The following is a 24954-nucleotide window of genomic DNA, read 5'->3' as shown; positions in this document are numbered from 1 at the left end:
GATATGGAAGAGATACGCGCCGAATAGAACGGCGACGATCTCGTGGCTGCCGGAGATCGGGGTCCGATGAGAATTCTCGTTGTTGGAGCCACCGGCTTTATCGGCGCTTCGATCTGCGCCCGCCTCGTCTCCGAAGGACATGAGGTGGTCGGCATCGCCCGTAGCCCTCGGGCAAATGCCGCCCGTGATTACCAGACATTGGTGCTGGATATGGCAGCCGCGCTACGCCCTGAAGATTGGCTGCCGCATCTGACTGGCGTCGATGCCGTGGTGAACTGTGCCGGCGTTCTGCAGGACAGCCCGCGCGAAAAGACCGGGCAAGTCCATCGCGATGCGGCGGCGGCTCTTTTTCTCGCCTGCGCGCGGGCCGGCGTTGCCAAGGTGATCCACTTCTCGGCAATGGGAGTGGATCGGGCACAGCCTTCGTCGTTCTCGGCGACGAAATATGCCGGCGATCAGGCGCTGATGGCGCTTGACCTGGACTGGATAATCCTTCGCCCTTCCGTGGTGCTCGGCCGGCCTGTGTTTGGGGCCAGTGCATTGTTTCGCGGCCTGGCCTCGCTGCCGGTCCTGCCGTCAATGCCAGATACCGGCCGGCTGCAGGTCGTGCAGCTCGAGGATGTGGTCTCGACGGTGCTCTTCTTTCTCAATCCCGGCAGCCCGTCTCGTCTGGCGCTGGAGCTTGCCGGTCCCGAACAGCTGACCATGGATGAGATCGTCGGTACTTTCCGCCGCTGGCTCGGCTGGGCTCCTGCAGCCAGGCTGGTCTTGCCGGGATGGGGTGCGCGGATTGCCTACTGCCTCGGCGATTTTGCCGCGATGCTCGGCTGGCGGCCCCCAATGCGCACCAATGCCGCCAGGGAGATCGCACGGGGCGCGCTCGGAGATCCCTCGGACTGGATTTCCCTGACCGGCATGCGGCCACAAAGCCTGGCGCAGTTCCTCGCGCTCAATCCTGCGACGGTGCAGGAAAAATGGTTTGCCGGGCTTTATGTCGTCAAGCCTGCAATCTTCGTCGTGCTGCCGTTGTTCTGGATCATGACAGGGATTGTGTCGCTGACCACTGGCTACGGCAACGGCATCGGCCTCATGCAAAGCACGGGGGCTGGCATCTTGTCGGCGCCTGCCGTGATCGCCGGCGCTCTTGCCGACATCGTCGTCGGCGCACTGATAGCCTGGCGGCCAACGGCGCGAAAAGGCCTCTACGCTGGCATCGCGCTCTCGCTGCTCTATCTGGCCGTGGGCACTTTCCTGCGCCCGGACCTGTGGAACGAGCCACTTGGGCCATTCCTGAAGGTCTTGCCGATCATCGTCCTTCACTTCGTTGCCTTGGCGATCCTGGAGGAGCGCTGATGCTCTATTTCGTGCTGAAGTTCCTGCATGTCATCGGTGCCAGCGTGCTGCTTGGCACCGGCGCCGGCATCGCGTTCTTCATGCTTCTCGCCCACAGGACCGGCAACGCGGCAACAATTGCAGCAGTGGCGCGCATCGTCGTGGTCGCCGACTTTCTCTTCACGGCAACTGCCGTCGTGGCGCAGCCGATAACCGGATTCGCGCTCGCCTGGCTGGCGGGCTACTCGCTCTCCGAAGGCTGGATCGTGCTGTCCATTGCGCTCTATATCGTCACCGGTGTGTTCTGGCTGCCGGTGGTATGGATGCAGATGGAAATGCGCAATCTGGCGTCCGAAGCCGCCAAAACGGGGGCCCCGCTGCCGGCCCGGTATACCAGGCTTTTCCGGCTGTGGTTCGCCTTCGGCTTTCCCGCCTTTGCTGTCGTCCTCGGGATTTTCTGGCTGATGATCGCGCGGCCGACGATCGAGTGGTAACGCCTTGCCGCGACAGATGTCGTGGCTTCGATTTCGGCGCTGGAACATCTTTCCCATGAATGCGTTCGGCGCGGATGGATCGACCCGCGCGCAAACGCCGACATTCAGCCTCGTCCGCGACCGAAGCGGATGTTCTCATTGTTGGCGGTGGACCTGCGGGGCTGGCGGCGGCTATCTATCTCGGCAGGTTCCGTCATCGGGTCGTCGTGGTCGACGCGGGTGAAGCGCGCGCGAGGTTGATTGCGGAAAGCCGTAACTGTCCGGGATTTCCGGAAGGGATCAGCGGCCCCGATCTTCTTCAGCGGCTTCGCGCCCAAGCCGCCAAGTTCGGAGCGAAACTGGTCCAGGATCAGGCATCATCGGTCGAGCCGACCGTAGGCGGGTTCGGCGCCGAGACCAACGGCGGGCGGATCGTCGCTCGCAAGGTATTCCTGGCGACAGGTATCGTCGATGTCGTGCCTGCAATTCCGCGACTGCGCGAGGCCATCGCCAGAGGCAGCGTACGCCTTTGCCCGGTTTGTGACGGCTACGAAGTCATAGATCGTCAGGTCGCGGTCATCGGTCACGAGGCGCAGGTGCTGCGAGAGGCCTTGTTCCTCAAGCAGTATACGCAGCACGTCACAATGCTCGCACGCTATCTTCCCGATTTTTCCGCCAGCACACGGCGCGTGGCCATGGAAGAGAACATTGCTGTTTGCGACGCATTCAGAAAGTTTGTTCCCACCGACAGCGGCTACCAGGCCATCCTCAAGGACGGCGAGATGCGCCAGTTTGACGTCATCTATCCGGCGATGGGATGCCGGGTGCGTTCCGAACTCGCGCTGGCAATGGGCGTCAAATGCTGCGACGAGGGCTATGTCGTCGTCGACAAGCATCAGCGGACCTCGGTCGAGGGGGTGTATGCCATCGGCGACCTGGTCAGGGCCCTGAACCAGATCGCAGTCGCTTTCGGCCAGGCTGCGATCGCTGCGACAGATGTTCACAATGACCTTGCCCTCGGGTACGAATAAGGCCTCTGAACATTGAAGGGCACAGATATACGGTAGGCGGATCATAAGACGAACGGGATGGCGCCAGTTAATGTCATGTTGCTGGGCTCGCCAGCCCTTCCAACAGTGTGCTCAAGGCCGCATCCAAGGGGGCCGATCCCACCTTCTCAGGCACCAGGAGCCCATCGATCGCAAGCATGGTCATGCCGTGGATGAGCCCCCAGCCGGCTGCCGCCTGACCTTCTATCGGCCGCTTGCGAATGCTCCCCGCGGCCTGGCCGCGCCGGAGGATTTCGAGGAGAATATCGAATACCGACAGCGCCCGCTCATTGAGATGCATTCCCACCGCTTTTCCCTCCTCCGCGCTAAACATCAGGCGGTAGAGAGCCGGGTTGTCCGTTCCGAACGCGACGTAGGCACGAGCTATCGGAGTAATTTCGTCGCGCAGAGTTTTCGGCGCTTCAGACTTCGCTGCCGATAGGGACTCGCGCAATCGGTCGAACCCAATCATAGCGATCTCCGCAAGCAGCGCGGCCTTATCGGGGAAGTGCTTGTAGGGTGCCCCGTGGCTTACTCCAGCCCGGCGGGCGACTTCCCGCAGCGTGAACTGCCAGCCCTTCTCCTCCCGAAGCATATCCAACGCCGTCTCGATAACGGCACGGCGGAGATCACCGTGGTGATAGGGGCGGCTGGGTACGTCCTGCATGGCACCTCAAAGTTTCTTGTGAATACATTGTTGACAGTGGCTACTTAAGGGGCTACATCAAGGGCGTAAGTTTCTCCTGTCTACATCGAAGTGGACCATGAACGCAATCGCAAAATCACCGACGCAGATCGGCTAGGCAGTCTCCCAATGAAACCGAGGAGCATCAGCCCATGACCACCGACCCATCGTTGCCGCTACACGGCTCCTGCGAATGCAGCGCTTGCTCGTTCGAGGTGCATACGTCGCCGAAAGCCAGGTTCCGGTGCCACTGTTTGATCTGTCAGGCCTTCAACGGCAAACCGTTCGCGGATGTGGTCGCCGTTCGCGCCAAGGGTGTCGTGCTGAAAAACGCCGGCAATATTTCATTCAAGAAATACCGTCCGCCGCCGAACTTCAATCGCGGGGCCTGCCGGACCTGCGGCAAGCCGGTTGTGGAGGTTGCGGGCTTTGGGCCGTTCAGGACGATGTTCATCCCGGCCAGCAATTTCGAGCCCGGGGCCCGGCTGCCGCCGGTTCGGATGGATATATTCTATCACCGTCGTGTGCTGGACATGCCCGGCAGCCTGCCCAAGTACAGCGGCTATTACCCGAGCCTTTTGGCAGTCGGGAAAATGATCATGAGTGGCTTGTGAATTGGTGAGTCGATTTACTTGGGTGCCATCGACGTGATGGTCTCGGCGCTGTCCGGCATCTACCTGTCGTCATGCGGCATCATCGGCTCGATCTTCGGCAAGATCGGCCAGGTTCATCACGGCGCTCACCGAACTGAACTATGCTTTTGGGCGTGACATGGCGGCGCGGCCAGATCCTTACGGAAGTTACGGGGGATGGCTTACGTATATCTGTGCCCGGAAACGTACCTCGCTAGCGGACCGATCGGCAGCGAACATAGACACTCCCCGCAAACGGGCCGATCTCAGGGCAGCGCGCACTTTCGAGATTAGCCGGAGCATCCCTCCACTTCGTCATCCTAGGTCGAAGCAAGGAGCGAAGCGACGCGGCGAAGAACCTAGGATCCATTCCGTGACATCAGCCGAAGAATGCAGCGGCTCTGAATGGCACTTGTATCCGCAACGGTGGCAATTACCCTTCCACCATGACCGGCTATGCCTATATGACCGCGAGCCAGAAGCGCGGCACGATCTACATCGGTGTCACCAACGATCTCGGACGCCGTATGCCGGAGCACAGATCCGGCCAGGGCTCGCGCTTCACCAGCCGCTACGGCGTGCAGCGTCTGGTCTGGTACGAAGAATATTTCGACATTCGTGATGCCATCCAGCGCGAGAAGTCGCTGAAGCGCTGGCCGCGCCAGTGGAAGATAGAGTTGATTGAGAAGACCAATCCGGAGTGGTTCGAGCTTTTTCGCGGGACCGGATGGTAGCATTCGGTTCTGCTCCGCTGCATTCTTCGGCGGATGTCACGGCATGGATCCTAGGTTCTGCGCCGCGTCGCTTCGCTCCTTGCTTCGACCTAGGATGACGAAGGCGTGGGTGGCTTACGGCTAATCGCAGACGTTGGAGATTGGCGGTTGCAGACCGGTCGTCAGCGGCCGTCAGTCAAAGAACCAAATCCTCTGTGCAGAGGAACTATCCCAGCATGGCTGCCAGCACGAAGGCCGCGGCCGCTACGAGAACGACTGCGGCAATCACCAGTACCGGCCAGTTCTTGCCAGGCTGAAGACCAGGCTCGCTTGCTGCCGGCCGCATCGCATCGCCGAAGCTTGCTTCATTCGTGAACTCAGGCTGTCGCCGTGGACGAGCCTCGGCGACAGGATTTGGCATACCGGCCGCTTCGGCGTCGGTCTTTTCAGGTGCCGCGGCAGGGTCGAACCCCGGGGTCTTGTCCTGTGTCGCCCCGGCCTGAATATCGCCTCTCGCTTTGGTCTGATGTCGTCGGACGGCCATCATGGTCTCTCCCCTGACACCAAACTTCGATCTGGCTCAGCGGTTCCAGTCTGCGCCGCATTTGCTGAACACACCCGATTTTCCGAACAGACCCGGTTTCTGAACAGACCCGGTTTCTGAACAGACTTGGCGCTGATCCGGCTTCTCCGGAACAGAGGGCGGCTTTCGCAGTTGTGTTTGGATCATTGCCTGGTGAGTTGGTCATGCCGTCTGCACTTGAGCAACTGGCTCAATCCGTGAAAGAGCGACGAGCGATCTTGTTCGTTGGGGCGGGTGTGTCGATGAGCGTCGGCCTGCCATCTTGGGAGACGCTCATCGAGCATATGGTGGATGAACTCGGCCTCGATCGAGACGTGGTCGACAGGCCAGAGTCCAGTTACCAGGCTCTTGCCGAATATTACCGGCTAAAGCATGGCAGTCTCGGCCCCTTGCGCAGTTGGATGGATCGCGAATGGAGCGTCTCGCGGGAAAAAGTCAAGGGATCGGCGATCCACAAGCTGATCGTGTCACTCGATTTCCCGATCATCTACACCACCAACTATGATCGAAACCTTGAGGTTGCGTTCGAAGTCCACGACCGCGCGTTCGTAAAAGTGGCCAATGCCAAGGATATCGCCAAGGTGAACGGCGAGGTTACCCAGATCATCAAATATCACGGCGATTTCGACGACGACGCATCGCTGGTCCTGGCGGAGTCCGACTATTTCGAGCGGCTGTCGTTCGAGTCGCCGTTGGACGTGAAGTTTCGCGCCGACGCACTCGGGCGCACCGTCCTGTTCATCGGCTACAGCATGTCAGACATGAACATCCGTCTGTTGCTGTATCGGCTTTGGGAAACCTGGCGCCGGTCCGGTTATGAAAGGAATCGTCCGAAATCGTTCGTCTTCATGCCGCAACCAAGCGTCGTCCAGGAAGCGGTCCTCGGACGCTGGGGTATCGACATGCTGACCGACGAGGCCGATCGGCCGGAGGATGCTCTGGTGGCATTCCTGAGCAAGCTCAAGGACGCGATAGACCAGGCTTAGTGCCGATGCGTTCGGCCGGCCGGGAACATTGTAGATCGTTGCGACGTTCATAGCTGCGAAGGGATGCTGTTTGCGGAGGCCTATGATGGGCCAGTTCCAAATGATCGATCTCGTTTCCGTCATCGACGCCTGCACCACCGACCGCGCCGCAGGGCGATTGGTGTCGATGGCCAAAGCCGTCGAAGAGTTGCGGGTGCTGACCGGTGATTTCATCTCGCCGGACGAAATCGTGGCCAACGCACTGTCGCCGGTGGCGTGGGCGCGCGGCTGCGCGGTTCTGTTCGACGAGCAGCCGGGCGCCGACATCCTGCACGCGCCATGGCAGGACGCCTGACCGGCGCAGGACGCCTGAGCGTCGCCGAAAATCGGCAGCCGTGTGACCGCGGGGTGCTGCCCGCGCCGCATACGCCGGCCATCAGGAGTGCCGGCAGTCGGAACCCTGACGTCACAGGACCGTTTAATCGCCATGCAAGCGAGTGAGGCAATCGGAGAAACGCCGTGACTGAAAACGAGACCCGTTACGAACATGGCGCGACCAAGTACCCTCCCAAGAAAGGTGCGGACGCGTCGGATCAATTCTCCCAGGAGGCGGCCGGTAACAAGAAGCCTGCCGGCGGCATGGGCCTGACCCGGTCAAGGGACGAGGTGGAGGACAAAACCCGTCAATCCGAAGGGCAGGACCCGCCCAGGCAGTCCACGCCAGATTCCGCGAGCGAAAAGACATCCAGCGCCGCCAAGCAGTGACCGGTCAGGAACCCTGCAGGTCAACGGCGCTTGGTCGCCAAACAGGCAAGCGCCGTCAGCCCATCATCGTCTTCAGCGGCTCCCGAGCGAGGTTTGCTTCGATCTCCTTGCGGCCCGGCGTTTCCCGCAGGGCTGTGCGCATGTTCTTGCGATATTCGTCCGGCATGCGCGGCGGCTGGGATTCCGCTCACCCGTCTGCTGACACTTTGACTTCGCTTGGTGCGCGTCAGGCCTGACTTCCGGCTGATCTTCAGATAGCGGCGATGTCCAGCTTCGAGCCGTCAACCAGACGCGACAGGCGGAACGGTGTAGGATCGACGGAAGGCGTGTCGTTTACGACAAGCTCTGCGGCCAGATAGCCAAGCCCCGGGCCCAAACCGAAGCCGTGGCCCGAGCAGCCCGCCGCGAGGACGAGGCCTTTCACCCCGTCCACCTGCGACACCACAGGCACTGCGTCCGGCGTGCAATCGACGAAGCCGCCCCAGGCACTATCGATCTCTATATCGCCGAGTTGGGGGAAGGTCTTCCGGACACTCTCCACCACTTGGCTTACCAGCCATTTTAAGGGTGGAGGATCCAGCACCCGATTCTGTTCGAAGATCCGATCGTCGCTGGTCAGCAGCGCCGGCATTGAATCCGGCCCCGAAAGGAACGATTGGCCGATGCCGAGCCTGACGTTCTTCAGGCGACGCAAGAATTGCGGCATGAATTCCCGGCTATACCGGATAGCCTGGGGCGTGATTTCGAGGTTCGCCTTGCCGCTGATCGCAAGCGTATAGCTGCCGTCCAGTCGGCGCGTGATCGTGCAGTAGGGTGTGGAGACCGCCTCGCCTATGTTGATTGTCGGGGTGGAACGCAGCGCGGTCTGCCGGATGCTCGCTTGGGGGAAACTGATCCCGAGCGGCCTAAGGAAGCGCGAGGACCAGGCGCCAGCGGCGCACAGCACCGCGCTGGTTCTGATGTAGCCCTTCTCCGTGTGCACGCCGGCAATCTTGCCATTGGCCAAGTCGAGCGCCCGCGCGGCGCATTCCTGGTGGATGGTGGCGCCCAGAGCTCTGGCCCCATCGGCGATAGCCGGCGCGGCGAGCGCAGGTTCGGCCTTACCATCCCGGTCCGAATAGGTCCCGCCGACCCATTTGTCGCGCGCTTCGGGGACGCGCTCGGCCACCTCCGCCCGGCTCAGCATGCGGGTGTCGACCTCGTACTCCCTGGCGACCTCGCGCCACCTTTCCCAGCCGGCGAGCACAGCCTCGTCGTGAGTGGCATAGACGAGACCGCAGCGTCGAAATCCAAGGTCCCGATTGATATCGCGCGTCAGCTCGTCCCACAGTCGCATGGAGATCACCGAGAGCGGCAGTTCGCGCCGATCGCGGTTCTGCTGGCGGCACCAACCCCAGTTTCGGCTCGATTGTTCACAGGCGACGTGGCCCTTCTCGAGCAGAGCCACAGAGAGGCCACGCTTCGCCAGGAAATAGGCGGCCGTAGAGCCGAGGATGCCGCCGCCGACGATGACGACGTCGACCTCGGCCGGGAGACGCTCATCGCTGTGAATGCGTTCGACTCGGGGCGACATGTTCCAACCAACCTCGGCTGCCAAGAATGCGGAAGCAAAGTTCCGATCAGCCCTTCATCGCATCGTGCGCTCGAAAGAATGTGCCGAAATCATCCAGGACTTCGCCAGATGTGCGGGTTTTTGATCCCTTGATCGATACGAGCTGCTCAAGCCCGACCGAGTTCCAGTTCGGCGCAGGGCGGCGTAACCTGCTCGCGAGTCCGTTGGATCGCGCTTGAGGGTCTTGAGCCTGCGAGCGAAGTTGTAGGCAGCAACGAAGTCGGCGAGGTGTTACCTGAGCTGATCGTGGCTCTCGTAGTAGAAGCGTTTGACCGTGGCGTCCTTGATCGTGCGGTCCATCCTCTTGCAGCTTTACGCGCTCGCTGCGGCGGGGCGTCAGACGTGGACATAGGCGATCAGTCGCCGAATGACGCAGATGCTCTGATGTTCCATCGGAACACCGCGGGGAGAAAAACTGACGGATCATGGCAAATGCGGATAGCAGCCCGGAGCAGATGAGCGAATAGACGGTTTATTCGGCCACCATCTCGGAACGATCCCGCCGCCCTGCCATTATCGCCATAAGGACAGGCTCAGATCGTGGTGGCGCACGATTGGTCCGCTTCGGCAAGGACCGTGGCCAACTGCAATCACCGGAAGTGGACGGTTCCGCCAGCGATCTGGGCCTCAAAAAGTCGAAGGCAAAGGCACCTTGGAGGAAACCAATGGCTGGACGCAGAACTCATGAGCAGCAATTGCGCATCATTGAAAAGCGGGAGAACACGAAGGGCGCCGGCAAAGATTTCGACGCAGAGGCTGACCTGAAGCGATCAGCAGCGGAACGTGAAGCGCGGCGCAAGGGGTCGGAAATCAGGTCCAAGACACCCGACCTCGTTGACCCTGACGATCGCAACATCCTTCGCGGAGAAAATCAGGAGAGCGTTCATCACAAGAACCGTCCCGACGACTAAGAATTGGAGCAAGCCCATGGCAAAAGGTAGCAAGAAGCACATCGGAGCGGGTGCGCGGGGAAAGGGTTCCGGTGCAGGCGCCATGACCACCACCCCAAAGGACAAGCTCGAGGAAAACAAAGTCCTGTCCAACCGCGACAAGGCCCAGCACACGAAGCAACGCGGTCTGGATTCCAGGCAGATCGCGACTGAGCAGCGCCAGGATCACGCTGCCAATCGTTTGCGCGGTTGACGGCTCAACCGCCGCTGGCGCGCGGTGGCGCGGCCCTGACCGGGGCCGCGCTTCAGGTCGGCTGCGAGCGCAAGGGGAGGGGCCGTTTGGCTCAGGCCAGGCCTATTCGCCACTGAAGAGCGGTTCTATCGATGGCGCGATTTGGTCATTTTGAGTTCGCGCAGAAATATCGCCGCGCTCGACGATCGCCATCGGTTGTCGGTCCTTGCTAGCCATGGCGTGCTCCTTCGGCAGATCGCGTCGACGACCTGCTCTCAAACTGTTCTGCCTCACGCAGCAGCCGGATCACTTCCGCGTCCGTGGTCTGTTCGAAATCCTCATAATACCGGCTCACCGCAACAAACGGCTCAGGCGTGGCGAGACAGACCACTTCGTCCGCATCGGCTTTGATCAGGTCCAGCGTGTCCCGAGGTGCGACCGGGACGGCCAACACGAGATGCGCGGCGCGATCCTTCCTTAGCGCCTTGAGCGCCACTCTGACCGTGCCTCCAGTCGCAATGCCGTCATCCACGACGATGACGGTCCGGCCCAGGACCGAAGCCGCAGGCCGGCTTCCGAGATAGAGGTTTCTGCGACGTTCGATTTCGAGCAGTTGCCGCCGCTTCTCTGCTTCGACGTATTCGTCTGACGGCCGGACCAAAGCCATCGCCTCCTCGTTGAGGACGAGCTGCGGATTTTCCCCGTCGACGACCGCGCCGATGCCATATTCGGAATGGCCCGGCGCGCCGATCTTGCGCACAAGCAGCACGTCGAGCCGGGCACGGAGTGCCTTCGCCACTTCGAAGCCAACCGGCACGCCGCCGCGCGGCAGCGCCAGCACCAGTGGATCGGTTGCCGCGAACCTGGCCAAAGCGGCGGCAAGCTGGCGCCCCGCATCCGTTCGATCTTTGAATCCCAAGGCGTCAAAGCGCATGGTCTTCACCCTTTTGACCCTGGCATCGCGCTGCTCAGGCCCGGATTGTCGAAAACACCCCGGCCGGTCGCGCTCCTCGACCAAAATTCCTTACTGGCGAAACGACGATAGGAGGCAATTGTTTCGTCTCACCTTGGTAAAAATTTGCCGAACCATGCGATTGGCCCCGGTTCTGCTGCTGGCCCGGAGGGCGTCTCAGGCAATGGGCTAATGCCGTGGCCTTGGCGCGCGAAAAAAACGCTGCTGGAACAATCGATCGCCCTGCTGCGTTCGACTGTTTTACTCCTGCCGGGGGTGCTCGATGGCGCCACGTCCTTTCTGGAAAGGCTATCTGAAGCTTTCGCTCGTGACCTGTCCGGTGGCGATGACGCCCGCTACCACCGAGAGCGAGAAGGTCCGGTTCCATACGCTCAATCGCAAGAGCGGGCATCGGGTGGTCAGCCAATATGTCGATGCCGTCAGCGGCAAGCCCGTTGCTGAAGACGACGAGGTGAAGGGCTACCAGCGCGGCGAGGACGAATACGTCCTGCTCGAGGACGACGAGATCGACGCAGTTGCGCTCGAGAGCACGCGTACCATCGATATCGACATGTTTGTCGATGCCGACAGCATCGGCTGGATCTGGTACGACAAGCCGCACTATCTCACCTCTGACGACCCGGTGGGGGAGGAGGCATTCTCGGTCATTCGCGACGCGATGCAGTCGACAGGGACGGTCGGAATATCGCGGCTGGTTATGTACCGCCGCGAGCGCGCCGTCATGCTTGAACCACGAGGCAAGGGCATCGTGCTGTGGACACTGCGCTATGGCGAAGAGGTTCGCGATCCCGAGGATTATTTCGGCAAGATCGATGACGTCAAACCCGACCCGAAACTGATGGATATGGTCTCGACCCTTATCGATGAGCGAACCAGGCAGTGGGATCCCGCCATGACCGGAGATCCCGTCCAGGCGCGGCTGCTGGAGATCATTGCCTCGAAGAAGAAGGGCAAGAAGGGCCCGGCCAAGGCGAAGGCCAAGGCCGAGCAACCGGCCAGCAACGTGATCAACATCATGGATGCGCTGCGCAAGAGCATCGGCTCGGAGCCCGGAAAGCGGAAATAAACGCCTGGGAGCAGGCTGGGCTGGGGGACAAAGGCAGCACAATGAAGGTCATACCCCGCGATCCTGCTTTCGACAGCACCCGCCGATCCAGCGATTTCCTCCTGCCGCTCGATACGCCTCCGATGGAGGCAAAGGCGGCCGATGCGATTCCCGAAGGAGAGGGATGGCAATATGAACGCAAGTGGGATGGTTTTCGCTGCCTGGCATTTCGGCAGGATGATGCGGTCGAGTTGCGCGCAAAGTCAGGCAAGCCGCTCGGACGCTATTTTCCCGAACTCGTCGCGACATTGAAGGAACTGCCGTCGCGCCGTTTTGTCGTCGACGGGGAAATCGTCATCTCGGTCGACGGCAAGTTTTCGTTCGACGCGCTCCAGATGCGGCTTCATCCCGCCGAGAGCAGGATCCGCAAGCTGTCCGCCGAAACGCCGGCTAGCATCGTCCTGTTCGACATGCTCTGCGATCAGCACGGAACCGTCTGGTTGGCGCGGACCCTGAAAAAACGGCGAGCGATCCTTGAGGCTTTCGTCGCTTCGGCAAACCGCAGGAACATCGTGCTTTCGCACTGCACGCGCGATGTGAAGGAAGCCCGCTCCTGGCTAGGGGATGCCGGACATGGGGCGACAGACGGCGTCGTCGCCAAGCGGCTGGACGGTCCGTACCAACCGGGGGTGCGCGCGATGGTGAAGGTGAAGCGGCTGCGGTCGGCCGATTGTGTGGTCGGCGGCTTTCGCTATCTCAGCAGCAGTCGTCAGGTCGGATCATTGCTGCTGGGTCTGTACAACGAGGCCGGCAAGCTCGACCACGTCGGTTTCACCTCGACCATTGCCAAGGAGGACAGGGCCGAGCTTACCCGCAAGCTCGAAGCCATGCGCGAGCCACCGGGCTTTACCGGAAAGGCGCCGGGCGGGCCGAGCCGCTGGAGCACCGAGCGCAGCGGCGAATGGGAGCCGGTGCGGCCCGAACTGGTGGTCAAAGTGCGCTTCGATCACGTCACCGGCGACCGTTTCCGGCACGGCACCAAGTTCCTGCGCTGGCGACCAGACAAGGCGCCCGAGCAATGCACGCTCGAGCAGATCGCCTGATTATTCCGATGCATGCACTCGCAGTGCCGTCCTCAAGCCGCTCTCTTGCGCCGGTTTGCACGGTCTTCGATTGGCGCTGCGGCCGCGCGGAAATCCTGCCAGGGGTCCGACGACAGCGAGGCAAGCCGGGTCGGTGTGTTCTCGACGGTAAAATAGGCCGGTCCGATGCCGGGGCCGAGCTCGTCCCAGGCAAGCGGCATCGACACCGCCGCACCCGGTCGTGCTCTTGTCGAATAGGGTGCGACCGCGGTCGCACCACGCTGGTTGCGCAGATAATCGACCAGGATTTTCCCGCGCCGTTTCGATTTGGTGATGGTCGAGACGTAGCGGTTGGGACTGTCGGCGGCCATGGAGTCGGCAATCGCCTTGGTGAAGGCTTTTACAGCTGGCCATTCGGCTTTCGGCTTCAATGGCGCCACGACGTGCAGACCCTTGCCGCCGGAGGTCTTGATGAAGGGGACAAGCCCCGCATCCTTCAGCCGGTCGCGGGTCTCGACGGCGGCTTCGATCACCGCCTCCCAGCTCACGCCTTCGCCGGGGTCGAGATCCATGATGATCGTGTCCGGACGCTCCCAATCGCTCACCGTCGAGCCCCAGGGGTGGATCTCCAGCGACGCCGACTGGACGAGACCGATCAGCCCGTCGAGATCATTGATGCTGATCAGCCGCTCGTCGGGCGGATCCTTGGGGTCGTGGACCAGTACGATGTTGGGGTTCAGTCCCTTCCAGGCATGCTTCTGGAAGAATTGCTCGCCCGAAATCCCGTTGGGACATCGCACCAGCGCCAGCGCCCGGCCGACGATATAGGGCGACGAATAGCGCCAGACCTCGGCATAGTAGTCGGCGAGACCTTCCTTGGTCACGCCCTCGTCCGGCCAGTAGAGGCGGTCGGGATGGGTGAGCTTGACGGTCCGGCGCTGAGGTTTAGCCACCTCCTTGCTCGTTTTCGGCGTCTCGCGCACGATCTCCTTCGCCGGCTTGTCTTCGCGCAATCCGCGGAACGAGGCGTGGCGCAGATTGCCGTCGGCGGTCCACGCCCGGAACTCGACTTCGGCGACGAGATCCGGCCTGACATAGCGGACTTGCCGAGCCTCCTCGGCGCTCAGACGCTCGTCGAACGGGCTTGACGGAACGCGCATCCGCTCGAGCTTCTTGAACAGGCTCTCGGCGACCGCCGCTGTGTAGCCGGTGCCGACGCGCCCGACATGATGAAGCTTGCCGTGGTCATAGACACCCAGGACAAGCGAACCGATCGCCTTGCGCGAGGTTGTCGAGGGGATAAAGCCGGCCACGACAAATTCCTGCCGCGCCGAACATTTCGACTTCACCCAGTTCTTGCTGCGGCCGGCGCGGTAGGGCGCATCGCGAAGCTTGGAGACAATGCCTTCCAGGCTCAGCCGACAGGCATGTCGCAGCACCAGGGCGCCGTCCTCCTCAAAATGGCCGCTGTAGCTGATGATGCCGCTGTTACTGCCGATGATTTTTTCCAGCAATTCCTTGCGATTGATTAACGCAACGTCGCGCAGATCGTAGCCGTCGAGATGAAGCAGGTCGAAGACGTAGAAGTGAAAGCGATCACTGCGGCCCTCGCTGAGATCGGCTTGCAGCGCGGAAAAATCCGATGCGCCGGCTGACGTCTCGACCACGAGTTCACCGTCGATCAGCGCCGTCCCGACCGGGATATCGGCCAGCGCCGAAACGACCGCCTTGCCGAATTTCTTCGTCCAGTCGAGACCGCTCCGCGTCAACAGTTTGACGCGGCCGGCTTCGATCCTGGCCTGCAGCCGGTAGCCGTCGAATTTGATCTCGTGCAGCCAGCGCTCGCCCGACGGCGCTGACGAGACCAGGGTCGCCAGCGTCGGTTCGACGAAATCGGGAAGCGCCGCCTTCTTGGCGCCCTTGATCTTTGACGGTTCGGGAACGCTGACAGTGGCGGGGGCCTCTTCCGCTGGAGCTGGCCTGGTGCTGCCGCCGCGGCGCTTGCGAATGCGCCCTGTCTTGGACGACCAGCCGGGCTCTTCGCCGGCGACGTCGTCGATCTTGCGGCCGGTCGCGACGGATTCCGGCCGCTCGTCCAGAATGTCGGGATCACCTTCGGTGCGCGCGGCGTCATCGTCGCCTTTGATCAGCAGCCAGTTCTCGCGCTTCTCCCGGGGCTTTCCGGCCATCCGCACAAGATGCCAGCGGCCGCCAAGCTTCTCGCCGTGAAGTTCGAAGTCGAGATGGCCTTTCGCATAGCCGCGATGCGCGTCGCCGATCGGCTTCCAGGTGCCTCTGTCCCAAAGGAGGACGGTGCCGCCGCCATACTCGCCCTTCGGGATTGTGCCTTCGAAGTCGCCATATTCCAGAGGATGGTCCTCGACGTGGACGGCAAGACGCTTCTCGCCGGGGATCAGGCTCGGCCCTTTTGTGACGGCCCAGCTCTTCAGGACGCCGTCCATTTCGAGACGAAAATCATAATGGAGCCGGGTGGCATCGTGCTTCTGTATGACGAAGCTGTTGCCGGTCCTGGGCGCCCTGCGGCCCTGCGGCTCCGGGGTAACGGAAAAATTGCGCTTCTTGCGGTAGGTCTCGAGCGCCATCGGTCAGCCGGCCTTCCGACGCGGCGCTGTCTGCTTCGCCTTGGCATGGCGCGCTGGCTTTGACTTTGCCGCGGGCTTTCTTGTCGAGGGCTGCTTGCCGCCAACGCTGGCACTCTGGCGCAGCGCATCCATAAGATCGACGACCTTCTCCCGCTTGGCCGGCTTCGGAACGGCGATCTTCTTGCCTTCGAGCTTTGCCTTCACAAGCTCGGCCAGCGCCGCCTCATAACGGTCGTCGAATTTGGTCGGATCGAATTTGCCTTTCTTGGTCTTGATGATGTGTTCGGCCAGTTCGAGCATCTCGCCCTCGATCTTCAAGTCGGGGATGTCTTCGAAAGCCTCCTCCGCCGAGCGCACCTCGTAATCGAAATTCAGCGTCGTTGCGACCAGGCCTTCGTCATAGGCGCGGACGAGCAGGGTCCGGACGCGCCGGAACAGGACGGTCTGGGCGATGGCGGCGACCTTCTTCCTGCGCATGGCTTCGCGGATCAGCCCAAACGCTTCCTCCGCGTGTTTGTCCGACGGGGCCAGGTAATAAGGCTTGTCGAAATACACATCGTCGACATCGGAACAGCCGATGAAGGCCGAGACCGACAGCGTCTTGTCGCTCTCGGGGACAGCGGCTGCCACCTCATCGGGTTCGAGCACGACGTACTCACCCGAGCCGATCTCAAAGCCTTTGACCTGGTCGTCCTTCTCGACCGGTTTGCCGCTATCGCTGTCGACGAAGGCGCGATGCACCCTATGCCCCGTGGCGCGGTTTATCGTGTGGAAAGCGATCCGCTCTGAGGTTGAGGCAGCCGTATAGAGCGCCACCGGGCAGCTGAGTTCTCCGATTTTCAGAAAACCCTTCCAATTTGCTCTCGGCGCCAAGACGGTAGCCTCACTGTCACAAGCGTTTGCACTGGAAATGCAACGTGGCGGCGCACGGATTTGTTCCTTTGGCGCCTGCGCGGCGATCATCAGAGGGGTCATGGCCCAGCAGACAAGCCATTCCGCTGCAACCAAATTCACCACCCGCCGTTGTCGAGCAGCAAGGAGCGGTTGGCCATGACGGGATTGTCATTGAAGAGACTGTCGTTTTTGTCGGCGCTGGTGGCGGCTCTGGCTCTGGCGGGTTGCAGCAACGAGGCCGAACCGACACAGGGCAGTACCAGCAGCACTGAGCCGACCCAAAGCAACACCAACACCGTCGACCAAAATCCCGAGGTCGACAAGGACCCGACGCCGAAGACGACCACCGGCGGCGATCAACCCGGTACGCCGCCGGCGCAGTGAGGGATCGGCCGGCCGACTGGATTCTGCGAGGGCATGCGTTCCCTTTCCGGATGAATTTCTGACGACAAGGCACCGGGTTTCATCCCGACGGGCTCTGCTCGACCAGATGGTAGCTATACCGGTCGCGAATGAAGGCGTTGAAAAACCGGCCTTTTGACCAGGCCTTGCGGAATGCCGCATAAGTTTGCGGCGGCACGTCGTTGAAATCGTAGCGATTTCCGCTTGGGACAAACCATACGGAGAGGATCCTCGTCGCCGGGTCGTAATTGATGCTTTGGATAACAGTTGAAGGCATTTCCCAACACTCGACGCGCCTGGGCAATAACCCGCCCCGGCAATCCGGGTTCCATCTCGCGCATGTGGAGGCGATGATCCGGCTGGCCCCAAGGCCTTGCCGCCAGCGGTCGGCTTCACCAATTAGGGTTGATGCCATCGCTCAAAACCAGGCAGCCGGAATTCGCTGGGCAAGGCGACCTGTTTCTCGCGCCCGACTTTCACGCACGTGACGACCTGCCGGAAGGATTTCGCTACCAGCCGGAGCTGATCACAGCGGCGGAAGAGGCCGAACTGGTGCGGCAGCTCGAAAGTCTCGCCTTCCAGCCTTTCGACTTTCATGGCCATCTCGCAAACCGGCGCGTCGCCGGTTTTGGCCTGCGCTACGATTTTGACCAACGCAAGGTGGTCGAGGCGCCGCCGATCCCTGCTTTTCTGATGCCGCTCAGGGACAAGGTGGCGGCATTTGCGCGGCTGCCCGCCGATGCTTTCGTGCACGTCTTGATCAACGAGTATCGGCCCGGCGCGGGTATCGGCTGGCATCGCGACAAGCCGCAGTTCGATGCCGTGGCCGGCGTTTCTCTTCTTGCGCCATGCAGCTTTCGGCTCCGCCGGAAGAACGGCACGAGATGGGCTCGCGAGACCGTCACCCTCGAGCCAAGGTCGGCTTACCTGATGACGGGCCTGGCGCGCACCGAATGGGAGCACAGCATCCCGCCGGTTTCCGCGCACCGCTATTCGATCACCCTGCGGACCCTGCACCCGCAACGGTCGCCTCGATCAGAAGCGATAGTTCGATGACCAGAATCGAGACCGGCTCCTGTTTTTGCGGTTCGATAAGTGCTGAGATGCATGGTGACCCGTTCTGGATTTGCTCCGATCACGATGACGATTGTCGCAAGGCGATAGGCAGCCCACTGACCGTCTGGGTCGGCTATCGGCCGGCCCAATTCAGATTGCTCACCGGCGCGCCAAAAAAATTCTCAAGGACCCGAGGCGTGCTCCGCACCTTCTGCGCCGATTGCGGGACATCCATAGCCTACCTCGACCAGGGGCTTCCCGAGGAACTTTATCTGACGATCGGCTTCTTCGACCACCCCGAGCGCTTTGCGCCGCAGGCTCATGCCTATTGGGACATGAAGCTGCCGTGGGTGGAATTTGGCGACGATCTGCCGCGTGTGGGAAGGTATTCAAGGCGGCGCGATCCGGCGGTCGGAAATCCGGCCGACCGGTAACCGGCAAAGCCGCCGATGGTACCCGAATGGCCCAGCTGAATTGAATTGCGATCAGTTTGTAATCCAAACGAACCGGCATCATCGCTTCTTCACGCCGCTTTCGATACTATCTGTTGAGCGCAAGGCATAGATCGGCACAGGCAGCAAGATTTGGCACAACGATCGGGAAGCGCAGACCTTCCACTTCATGGCGGACGCGTGCCGAAATGGCTCGGCGACCGTATGACGCGGCTTGGCGCGGTCATGTGCGAGGCGATCATTCACCATTACGGTCGCGAGGAACTGCTGCGCCGGCTGGCACATCCCTTCTGGTTCCAGTCGTTTGGCGCGGTCATGGGAATGGACTGGCATTCCTCCGGCATCACGACCAGCGTCATCGGCGCCCTCAAACGTGGCTTGGCTCCGCTCTCCGGCGAGCTCGGCATTCACGTGTGCGGCGGCCGCGGCGCGCATTCGCGCAAGACCCCGCATGAGCTTGCCGTCATCGGCGAGCGCGTCGGCTTCGATGGAACAGGCCTGGCAACGGCCAGCCGGCTCGTCGCCAAGGTTGACAGCGCCGCCGTCCAGGACGGCTTCGACCTTTATCTGCATGGCTTTATCGTCACCGATGACGGCGACTGGGTCGTGGTGCAGCAGGGCATGAACGGCGACAGCAAGGTGGCGCGCCGCTATCACTGGCTGTCCGAAGGCCTGAAGAGTTTCGTCGACCAGCCGCATGCCGCCATCGAAGGCGCCAACCAGGGCGAGATCGTCAACCTGACCGACCGCCGCGCCGACGCCTCGCGCAAGGGCCAGTTGAATCTCCTGCAGGATCTCGGACCGGATCGCATTCTGAGGGAGTTCGCCGCGCTCGAACGTGACGTGGCTGTCGCACCGGAGCCCGATCAGCCAATGCTGCCGCACCTGGTCATGCCGGCGCACCACGACGTTCGCGAAAGCGATGTCGTCATGCGTCGTCTTCATGGCAACATGGCGGCGGCTGCCGAGCGTGGCCCCGCCGATTTCTCCGAGCTTCTCCTGGTGCCCGGCGTCGGTGCGCGCACGGTGCGGGCGCTGGCGCTGGTCGCCGAGGTTTTGCATGGCGCGCCATGCCGTTTTTCCGATCCCGGCCGCTTCTCGCTGGCACATGGCGGCAAGGACAGGCATCCGTTCCCCGTGCCGCTGAAAGTCTATGACGAAACGATCGGCGTCCTGAAGTCGGCCGTCCACAAGGCCAGGCTCGGTCGCGACGAAGAACTCGGCGCCTTGAAGCGGCTGGACGAGCAGTCGCGGCAGGTCGAACGCTATGTCACCGGCCCGAGCCTGAAGGAAATCGTCGCCGGAGAGTTCGATCGGTCGCATCAGCTCGGCGGCCGCAGCGTGTTCGGCTGGGAGGCCGCACCCGAGCCGCAAGCGGATGCTAAACAAATCAAACAAAAGGGATGATCGGACCGGAACGCAGTTCAGCGGACCTGGCCTGATCCGTGTTCAGGCATCCAAATCAATCAAGGCGATGCCGAGTTCCGGACGTTTTCTGCGTCGCAGATGACCAGGTGTTTCCACCAAAGTGACTTCGAGTGTAGGCCGAACAATGCCATCGAGCAGATGTCCGCCCTTCGTGCTGCCGTCGCGCAATCCGAGCACCGCATGGACGTGAAGGCTGGGCTTGCCGTCGTCGCCGATCGCAACGTCGCCGATCGCGCTGAGCACCTCGCACTGTTCCAGCACCGGGATTTTCCGATAGGTTTTTTCCTCGATGTCGAACCAGCCGACAGTCGCCTTTTCGAAGGCGCCGAGCGCGGTCAGCGAGGCGCCGCCGATGTCGTGATCGACAGCGAAAGATGTAAGCGCCGCGAAAGCTTCCTCGCCGGGATCAAGCACCACCACGAACGTCCTTTGTCCGGCGCTTTCGGCGACGAGCTGCGATTTCATGATTTCACTCCAGACGCTGTGTCGGCTTTGGGTTGTCATTCGATCGAGAGGTTGAACGGAAAGCTGGCTCGCGAGTTCCCAACAGGTTTGGCTTGGCTTTGAACATCGCAGCGCCGTTCGGCTGTGCCGAAGTTGCAGCGGTCCGGAACAAGATTGTCCAGGAAACATTGTTCCCCTCAGGCTATCTCTGAGGAGCGGACGTGGCGCCAACCGAGATCATCGTCAGGCATGCGCCAACGCCGCGTGAGTTCTGGATTGGCCTTGGCCGTGCCTTTGCCGGAGCGTTGATCTTCGCCGCCCCGGTGCTGATGACCATGGAGGCCTGGGCGCTTGGCTTTCACCTTCACCCACTGCGGCTCGCCCTGTTCCTCGCTGTCACCTTGCCAATGCTGGTGCTGCTGCACAAGTACGGAGGCTTTCGCCACACGGTGGCGCTGCGCGACCGCATCGCCGATGCTTTTGTGGCGATACTTGTGGCCGCTGTGGCGGCTACGGCGGTGTTGTTTATTTTCGGCATCGTGACCGCCGAAATGCCGCTACGGGAGGTGATTGGCAAAATTGCGGTGCAAATTGTCCCAGGCAGTCTCGGGGCATCCTTGGCACGCGCTCAGCTCGGCCCGAGTTTGTTGGAGGAGGAGGACATTCCCGAGCCCGGCTACACCGGAGAGCTGTTCCTGATGGTGGTCGGAGCGCTGTTTCTATCGGTGAACATCGCACCGACGGAAGAGGTCGTCCTCATCGCCTACAAGATGGAGCCCTGGCAGGAAATCGCCCTGGTGGTGGTCACCCTCGCTCTCATGCACGCCTTCGTCTATGAGTTCGAATTCCGCGGCTCGCACAGTCCCGAGCCAGGCGCTGGATTCGTCAGCATCTTCTTTCGCTATGCGATCGTCGGCTATGTCCTGGTGATGCTTGTGAACCTCTACATCTTATGGACCTTCGGCAGGACCGATGGCGCCGGCTTTTCGGAGACACTCAGTGCAGTCGTGGTTCTGTCGTTTCCTGGCGCGCTCGGGGCGGCGGTTGCGAGGCTCATTCTGTGACAAGGAACCCCGCAAAAGGCGACAAGCAACAGAAGCAGCAGTCCGACAACAAAGCAAAGACACGCAAACCCGGGACTTCGGTCACGGAGTGGGTCGTGGCGGGCATAAGCTCCGTAGTCCTGCTTGCCGTGCTCGGTTATCTTGTCGTCGATGGCGTGAGCACGCGCGATGGGACCGCCCGGATCGTTGTGCTGCCGCTTGGCGTCGCGGCCACCGAGGGCGGCTACGTGGTCGAGTTCGCCGCTGCAAACAGGGCGGGGAAATCAGTTGCTGCTGTCGAGATCAAAGGTGAGCTCCGAAATGGCGATGAGGTCGTCGAGGAGAGCAGCGCTACGCTCGACTATGTCCCACAAAAATCCCAACGGAAGGGCGCGTTGATCTTTCGTCGCGATCCCGAGGGCTATGACCTGCGCCTCTTTGCTAGTGGATACAGTGAACCCTGACCAATCGAAAACGCCATGGATGAAATGGAACTCGGCGTGGATGATGCGGTCAACCCGGCCACTGCTTCGCCCTGCTGTAAAAGCGACATGGCTGCAGAGAACCAACACGGCCGGTGCCTCCGAGAATGACGTGCGTGGGCGATCCTTTTCGCACCCTATTCCTCTCTATTCCTCCGGGGCGGTGGCAGGAGCCGTATAACGGCGACGCACCGCATCCAGAACGTGCTTGCGGCTTTGCTGCGCCGAGAGCATTTCGTCCTTTTCCGCCTCGGCGGTCTCGCGCGCCAGATCCTTGTCCCTGATCTGTCGGCGAAACCATTCGGAATAGTCGCCGGCGCGCAGGTGATGCTCCCAGGTTCTGTCGTCGATGCCCTCGGCAATCTGAGCGAAGATCATCAGGTTGTGGGCCCGGAGGTTCATCGCGTTGTCGGGACCTCTGAAATAGAAGCTGCCGGCCTCGTCGAGTTGACCTTCTGCATATTTGCGGCTGTGACGCTTGAGCGACTGGCGCGGCTCGATCGCTTTGACCATGGCAATTTTCTTGCGGGCTTGCGGCCGCCAGAACAGCACACGCTCGCCTTTTGGCGAGGGAATATCCTTTGGCGGCTTGGTGTCCGTCTCCTGACAAAAGGCCTTGATGACATTCTTGGCCTTGGGACCGAGCGCAATGACGGCAGTGACCAGACGCAGGGCGTCGGTCGAGATCGCTTCCGGATGAACGGTGATCAGGACAGTGCCAGGCAATTCCAACGACAGGATGGCGCGCGTGTCGTCGCGCTTCCTGGGCAGAAGATGATGCGCCTCGTCGATGACCAGCCAATGCGGCCTCGCCGTACGGTAGCGGAAATTGCCAAGACCGGGGAGCAGGTCGGCAAAGAAGCCTGGTCGCTCGTTGACCCGCAACGCCAGCCCGTTGACGACCACATTGGTGTCGGGCTTTTCGATCAGGTCGAGCACTTGTGCCTTTGTCGGTTCGCTTGAGGCATCGCCTACCCGGACGGCGCCTTCGAGGCCATCATAGTCGCCTTCCGGATCGAAAACGCAGAATTGAAATCCGTTCTCGACGAAGCGTTCCGTCAGCGCGGTGGCCAAGGTGGATTTGCCGATGCCGGAGCTTCCGGCGATCAGAACCGTGTCGGTCGGCGTCAGATAGACTTCGTCGCCGCCGACCGAACCGAGAAGGATGCCGTCACGGCCTTTTCGGACAAATTCCCGATCACGCTTTACCAGCTTTTCGATCAGTTCCTCGACGCCCTTTCCACGTGCGCCGCGCGTTACAAGATCCGCTGTATCCTTGACCGCCGCAAGGGCGTTCTCGACAGCGACGCTGCAGCCGCAGGCCCGCAGGAACGCATGATCGTTTTCAGCATCGCCAATACCGACCACATTGTGTGGCGACAGCTTGAGGTCCTCAAGTGCGGCTGCCAGCCCGGCTGCCTTGTTGATGCCGGTGGGCAGCACCATCACCGCGCCCTTGTTGAAGATGATTTCCAGCTCCAGCCCGAGTTCCTTGATGACCTCAAGAACTGTTGCCTGGTGTGGTTCCCAGGTCGCGACGATCGACCGTCCGACTGAAAGCGGCTTGACGCCGCGTTTCTTCAAACTGGCGACAAATTTCGGCGCCGGCGCCGGTGAGATCGCACGTTCTTCCTCGCTGGCAGGCGTGTAGATCAACGCCCCATTTTCGGCGACGACCTTGTCGAACACGCCGAGTTCGGGAAAAACCCGCTTGAGGTCGGGCAGTTCGCGGCCAGTGACGAGGATGAGCTTGCGGCCACTTTTCTTGAACCGTTCGAGGGCTGCAAGCGTCTTTTCGACTACGATCCCATCGTGCGCCAGCGTGCCGTCATAGTCCGTCGCCAAGGCAATGAAATACATCTGTCGACCATTTCATATCTGAGATCGCCGCTACCTCCGCCACAGGCGAGAGGTCCACGATGATCGAGGCAGTGCGGGCGACACGTTCTCAGTAGCCGCCGATGATCGGCAATATCTCGCCGGTGATGTAGCTTGAACAATGCGGCGAGGCGAGGAACACATAGGCCGGCGCGATTTCCTCCGGTTGCGCCGGCCGTTTCATCGGCGTGTCTGCGCCAAATTTCGAGACGTCGCCGGCTTGCTTGTCCGACGGGTTGAGCGGGGTCCACACCGGGCCTGGCGCCACGCAGTTCACCCGAATTCCCTTTTCGATGAGGTTGCCGGACAGCGCGCGCGTGAAGGCATGAATGCCGCCCTTGGTCATCGAATAGTCGACCAGCTGCTTCGAGCCCTCGATGCCGGTTATGGAGCCGCTGTTGATGATCGCCGAACCAGGCTTCATATGCGGAACGGCCTCCTGCGCCATGTGGAAATAGCCGTAGAGGTTGGTCTTCAGCGTCGTGTCGAAATGCTCCTCGGTCAGCTCACTGAAGTCGCTGGAATGGACCTGGAAAGCGGCGTTGTTGACCAGCACGTCGATCCGGCCAAATTCCTTCACCACCTTAGTCACAGCCTTGTGGCAGTGGTCGCGTTCGCTGACGTCGGCCTTGACCAGCGTGCAGCGCCGGCCCTCGGCTTCGACGGCCCTCTTCGTTTCTTCAGCATCCTTGTCCTCGCACAGATAGACGATCGCCACATCGGCGCCTTCGCGCGCATAGAGCACGGCCACGGCTCGGCCGATGCCGGAATCGCCGCCGGTGATGACGGCCACTTTGCCGTCCAGCTTTTTTGATCCGATATAGAATGGCGCGTCGTAAAGCGGCGCCGGCTCTATCGCCCATTCATGCCCTGGCTTCGGCTGGTGCTGCTCGGGAAAGGGCGGCTCGGGATATTTGCGTGCTCCGGCCTGCATGGCGCCTTGTTGCTTGCCGTTGCCCTTCGTTTTGTCCTTGGCGTCGATGCCGCGCTGGATGTGGCGTTGCTTGGCGGCCTCGCCGGCGATTTCCGATTTCATCTGCATGGCTGTCTCCTTGGCTTGGAGAACGAACAACGCATGTCCGGCGAAAAAGTTTACGCGACGGCGTCATTCCTTCGGCAACGAATCCAAACGCCAGGAAATCGACGGCGTGTACTGCGCAACTGGCAACGAATGACGCGGCCGGACGTTTGGGCACAAGCGGTGTCCGAGAACCCTAAGGCGCGCTGGCCAAGCAGAAGGT

Annotated in this window: 29 protein-coding genes; 19 read left to right on the top strand and 10 right to left on the bottom strand. The window is 61.5% G+C overall.

Annotation, left to right across the window (positions count from 1 at the left end; genetic code table 11):
* Nucleotides 1-66 precede the first annotated feature (66 nt).
* From AC0L17_RS26420 to AC0L17_RS26410, 3 genes are read left to right on the top strand one after another with little or no spacing between them, the layout of a single operon-like run.
* Entirely contained in the window at nucleotides 67-1353 is a 1287-nt protein-coding gene (locus tag AC0L17_RS26420) for an SDR family oxidoreductase (protein ID WP_473517966.1), read from the top strand.
* Entirely contained in the window at nucleotides 1353-1826 is a 474-nt protein-coding gene (locus AC0L17_RS26415) for a DUF2269 family protein (protein WP_473517965.1), read from the top strand. The genes AC0L17_RS26420 and AC0L17_RS26415 overlap by 1 nt, the downstream gene beginning before the upstream one ends.
* Before the next feature lie 59 nt (nucleotides 1827-1885).
* Nucleotides 1886-2836: an NAD(P)/FAD-dependent oxidoreductase gene (locus tag AC0L17_RS26410; RefSeq protein WP_473517964.1), complete on the top strand. Its 951-nt coding sequence runs from the start codon at nucleotides 1886-1888 to the stop codon at nucleotides 2834-2836.
* 73 nt (nucleotides 2837-2909) lie between these two features.
* Here AC0L17_RS26410 and AC0L17_RS26405 read toward each other — a convergent pair whose 3' ends face one another.
* Complete coding sequence (locus tag AC0L17_RS26405) at nucleotides 2910-3521, bottom strand: TetR/AcrR family transcriptional regulator (protein WP_473517963.1); 612 nt, start codon at nucleotides 3519-3521, stop codon at nucleotides 2910-2912.
* Nucleotides 3522-3691: 170 nt separating this feature from the next.
* Between AC0L17_RS26405 and AC0L17_RS26400 the strand changes: the two genes are divergently transcribed.
* The 3 genes from AC0L17_RS26400 (at nucleotide 3692) to AC0L17_RS26390 (ending at nucleotide 4905) form a co-directional block, all read left to right on the top strand.
* Complete coding sequence (locus tag AC0L17_RS26400) at nucleotides 3692-4153, top strand: GFA family protein (RefSeq protein WP_473517962.1); 462 nt, start codon at nucleotides 3692-3694, stop codon at nucleotides 4151-4153.
* An 18-nt stretch (nucleotides 4154-4171) separates the two neighbouring features.
* A complete protein-coding gene (locus AC0L17_RS26395) occupies nucleotides 4172-4309 on the top strand; it encodes a hypothetical protein (RefSeq protein ID WP_287216954.1) in 138 nt (45 codons plus the stop codon).
* Nucleotides 4310-4617: 308 nt separating this feature from the next.
* Nucleotides 4618-4905 carry a GIY-YIG nuclease family protein gene (locus AC0L17_RS26390; protein WP_473517961.1) on the top strand — a complete coding sequence of 96 codons (288 nt, stop codon included), beginning with the start codon at nucleotides 4618-4620 and terminating at the stop codon, nucleotides 4903-4905.
* Between the two features lie 205 nt (nucleotides 4906-5110).
* Here the strand turns inward: AC0L17_RS26390 and AC0L17_RS26385 are convergent, their stop codons facing one another.
* Nucleotides 5111-5431, bottom strand: coding sequence for a hypothetical protein (locus tag AC0L17_RS26385; RefSeq protein ID WP_473517960.1), 321 nt, complete (start codon nucleotides 5429-5431; stop codon nucleotides 5111-5113).
* A gap of 200 nt (nucleotides 5432-5631) precedes the next feature.
* Here AC0L17_RS26385 and AC0L17_RS26380 point away from each other — a divergent pair, with 200 nt between their 5' ends.
* From AC0L17_RS26380 to AC0L17_RS26370, 3 genes are all read left to right on the top strand, one after another.
* Nucleotides 5632-6453, top strand: coding sequence for an SIR2 family NAD-dependent protein deacylase (locus AC0L17_RS26380; protein ID WP_091590274.1), 822 nt, complete (start codon nucleotides 5632-5634; stop codon nucleotides 6451-6453).
* Between the two features lie 85 nt (nucleotides 6454-6538).
* The gene (locus tag AC0L17_RS26375; RefSeq protein WP_023801331.1) at nucleotides 6539-6787 is read left to right on the top strand and encodes a hypothetical protein; all 249 of its coding nucleotides are present in this window, start codon (nucleotides 6539-6541) and stop codon (nucleotides 6785-6787) included.
* Between the two features lie 164 nt (nucleotides 6788-6951).
* Nucleotides 6952-7197, top strand: coding sequence for a hypothetical protein (locus tag AC0L17_RS26370; RefSeq protein WP_473517959.1), 246 nt, complete (start codon nucleotides 6952-6954; stop codon nucleotides 7195-7197).
* Nucleotides 7198-7447: 250 nt separating this feature from the next.
* Here AC0L17_RS26370 and AC0L17_RS26365 read toward each other — a convergent pair whose 3' ends face one another.
* Nucleotides 7448-8770 carry an NAD(P)/FAD-dependent oxidoreductase gene (locus AC0L17_RS26365; RefSeq protein ID WP_473517958.1) on the bottom strand — a complete coding sequence of 441 codons (1323 nt, stop codon included), beginning with the start codon at nucleotides 8768-8770 and terminating at the stop codon, nucleotides 7448-7450.
* Between the two features lie 704 nt (nucleotides 8771-9474).
* On the opposite strand from AC0L17_RS26365, the gene AC0L17_RS26360 reads away from it, so the two are divergent.
* On the top strand, nucleotides 9475-9720 hold the full coding sequence (locus AC0L17_RS26360; protein WP_128247512.1) for a hypothetical protein: 246 nt from the start codon (nucleotides 9475-9477) through the stop codon (nucleotides 9718-9720).
* Between the two features lie 16 nt (nucleotides 9721-9736).
* The gene (locus tag AC0L17_RS26355) at nucleotides 9737-9952 is read left to right on the top strand and encodes a hypothetical protein (protein ID WP_287216950.1); all 216 of its coding nucleotides are present in this window, start codon (nucleotides 9737-9739) and stop codon (nucleotides 9950-9952) included.
* Between the two features lie 208 nt (nucleotides 9953-10160).
* Here the strand turns inward: AC0L17_RS26355 and AC0L17_RS26350 are convergent, their stop codons facing one another.
* Complete coding sequence (locus AC0L17_RS26350; RefSeq protein WP_473517957.1) at nucleotides 10161-10865, bottom strand: phosphoribosyltransferase; 705 nt, start codon at nucleotides 10863-10865, stop codon at nucleotides 10161-10163.
* Between the two features lie 301 nt (nucleotides 10866-11166).
* Here AC0L17_RS26350 and ku (AC0L17_RS26345) point away from each other — a divergent pair, with 301 nt between their 5' ends.
* A complete protein-coding gene (gene ku, locus AC0L17_RS26345) occupies nucleotides 11167-11970 on the top strand; it encodes a non-homologous end joining protein Ku (RefSeq protein ID WP_473517956.1) in 804 nt (267 codons plus the stop codon).
* A gap of 41 nt (nucleotides 11971-12011) precedes the next feature.
* Nucleotides 12012-13052 carry an ATP-dependent DNA ligase gene (locus AC0L17_RS26340; protein ID WP_473517955.1) on the top strand — a complete coding sequence of 347 codons (1041 nt, stop codon included), beginning with the start codon at nucleotides 12012-12014 and terminating at the stop codon, nucleotides 13050-13052.
* A 32-nt stretch (nucleotides 13053-13084) separates the two neighbouring features.
* Here AC0L17_RS26340 and ligD read toward each other — a convergent pair whose 3' ends face one another.
* Both ligD and ku (AC0L17_RS26330) read right to left on the bottom strand, forming a co-directional pair.
* Entirely contained in the window at nucleotides 13085-15634 is a 2550-nt protein-coding gene (gene ligD / locus AC0L17_RS26335) for a DNA ligase D (protein ID WP_473517954.1), read from the bottom strand.
* A gap of 3 nt (nucleotides 15635-15637) precedes the next feature.
* Nucleotides 15638-16507: a non-homologous end joining protein Ku gene (ku, locus tag AC0L17_RS26330; protein WP_473517953.1), complete on the bottom strand. Its 870-nt coding sequence runs from the start codon at nucleotides 16505-16507 to the stop codon at nucleotides 15638-15640.
* Between the two features lie 177 nt (nucleotides 16508-16684).
* On the opposite strand from ku (AC0L17_RS26330), the gene AC0L17_RS26325 reads away from it, so the two are divergent.
* Nucleotides 16685-16912 carry a hypothetical protein gene (locus AC0L17_RS26325; RefSeq protein WP_236378400.1) on the top strand — a complete coding sequence of 76 codons (228 nt, stop codon included), beginning with the start codon at nucleotides 16685-16687 and terminating at the stop codon, nucleotides 16910-16912.
* 79 nt (nucleotides 16913-16991) lie between these two features.
* Here AC0L17_RS26325 and AC0L17_RS26320 read toward each other — a convergent pair whose 3' ends face one another.
* Complete coding sequence (locus AC0L17_RS26320) at nucleotides 16992-17345, bottom strand: KTSC domain-containing protein (protein ID WP_473517952.1); 354 nt, start codon at nucleotides 17343-17345, stop codon at nucleotides 16992-16994.
* Between AC0L17_RS26320 and AC0L17_RS26315 the strand changes: the two genes are divergently transcribed.
* From AC0L17_RS26315 to AC0L17_RS26305, 3 genes are all read left to right on the top strand, one after another.
* On the top strand, nucleotides 17339-17986 hold the full coding sequence (locus AC0L17_RS26315) for an alpha-ketoglutarate-dependent dioxygenase AlkB (RefSeq protein WP_473517951.1): 648 nt from the start codon (nucleotides 17339-17341) through the stop codon (nucleotides 17984-17986). The genes AC0L17_RS26320 and AC0L17_RS26315 overlap by 7 nt on opposite strands.
* The gene (locus tag AC0L17_RS26310; protein WP_473517950.1) at nucleotides 17884-18420 is read left to right on the top strand and encodes a GFA family protein; all 537 of its coding nucleotides are present in this window, start codon (nucleotides 17884-17886) and stop codon (nucleotides 18418-18420) included. Before AC0L17_RS26315 ends, AC0L17_RS26310 begins: the two co-directional genes overlap by 103 nt.
* Nucleotides 18421-18570: 150 nt before the next feature.
* On the top strand, nucleotides 18571-19845 hold the full coding sequence (locus tag AC0L17_RS26305) for a DUF763 domain-containing protein (RefSeq protein ID WP_473517949.1): 1275 nt from the start codon (nucleotides 18571-18573) through the stop codon (nucleotides 19843-19845).
* Between the two features lie 42 nt (nucleotides 19846-19887).
* On the opposite strand, the gene AC0L17_RS26300 is transcribed toward AC0L17_RS26305, so the two are convergent.
* On the bottom strand, nucleotides 19888-20331 hold the full coding sequence (locus tag AC0L17_RS26300; RefSeq protein ID WP_473517948.1) for a PPC domain-containing DNA-binding protein: 444 nt from the start codon (nucleotides 20329-20331) through the stop codon (nucleotides 19888-19890).
* Nucleotides 20332-20615: 284 nt separating this feature from the next.
* On the opposite strand from AC0L17_RS26300, the gene AC0L17_RS26295 reads away from it, so the two are divergent.
* On the top strand, nucleotides 20616-21374 hold the full coding sequence (locus tag AC0L17_RS26295; RefSeq protein WP_245277751.1) for a TIGR02587 family membrane protein: 759 nt from the start codon (nucleotides 20616-20618) through the stop codon (nucleotides 21372-21374).
* Nucleotides 21371-21817, top strand: a complete 447-nt coding sequence (locus AC0L17_RS26290; RefSeq protein ID WP_473517947.1) for a TIGR02588 family protein — start codon at nucleotides 21371-21373, stop codon at nucleotides 21815-21817. Before AC0L17_RS26295 ends, AC0L17_RS26290 begins: the two co-directional genes overlap by 4 nt.
* Before the next feature lie 165 nt (nucleotides 21818-21982).
* On the opposite strand, the gene AC0L17_RS26285 is transcribed toward AC0L17_RS26290, so the two are convergent.
* Both AC0L17_RS26285 and AC0L17_RS26280 read right to left on the bottom strand, forming a co-directional pair.
* On the bottom strand, nucleotides 21983-23695 hold the full coding sequence (locus tag AC0L17_RS26285; RefSeq protein WP_473517946.1) for an HAD family hydrolase: 1713 nt from the start codon (nucleotides 23693-23695) through the stop codon (nucleotides 21983-21985).
* 88 nt (nucleotides 23696-23783) lie between these two features.
* A complete protein-coding gene (locus AC0L17_RS26280) occupies nucleotides 23784-24755 on the bottom strand; it encodes an SDR family oxidoreductase (protein WP_287052323.1) in 972 nt (323 codons plus the stop codon).
* Nucleotides 24756-24954 lie beyond the last annotated feature (199 nt).

The organism is Mesorhizobium sp. WSM4829, from assembly GCF_055811475.1.
The sequence above is the reverse complement of the archived record's forward strand: the minus strand, read 5'-3'. Positions and strand labels throughout refer to the sequence as shown.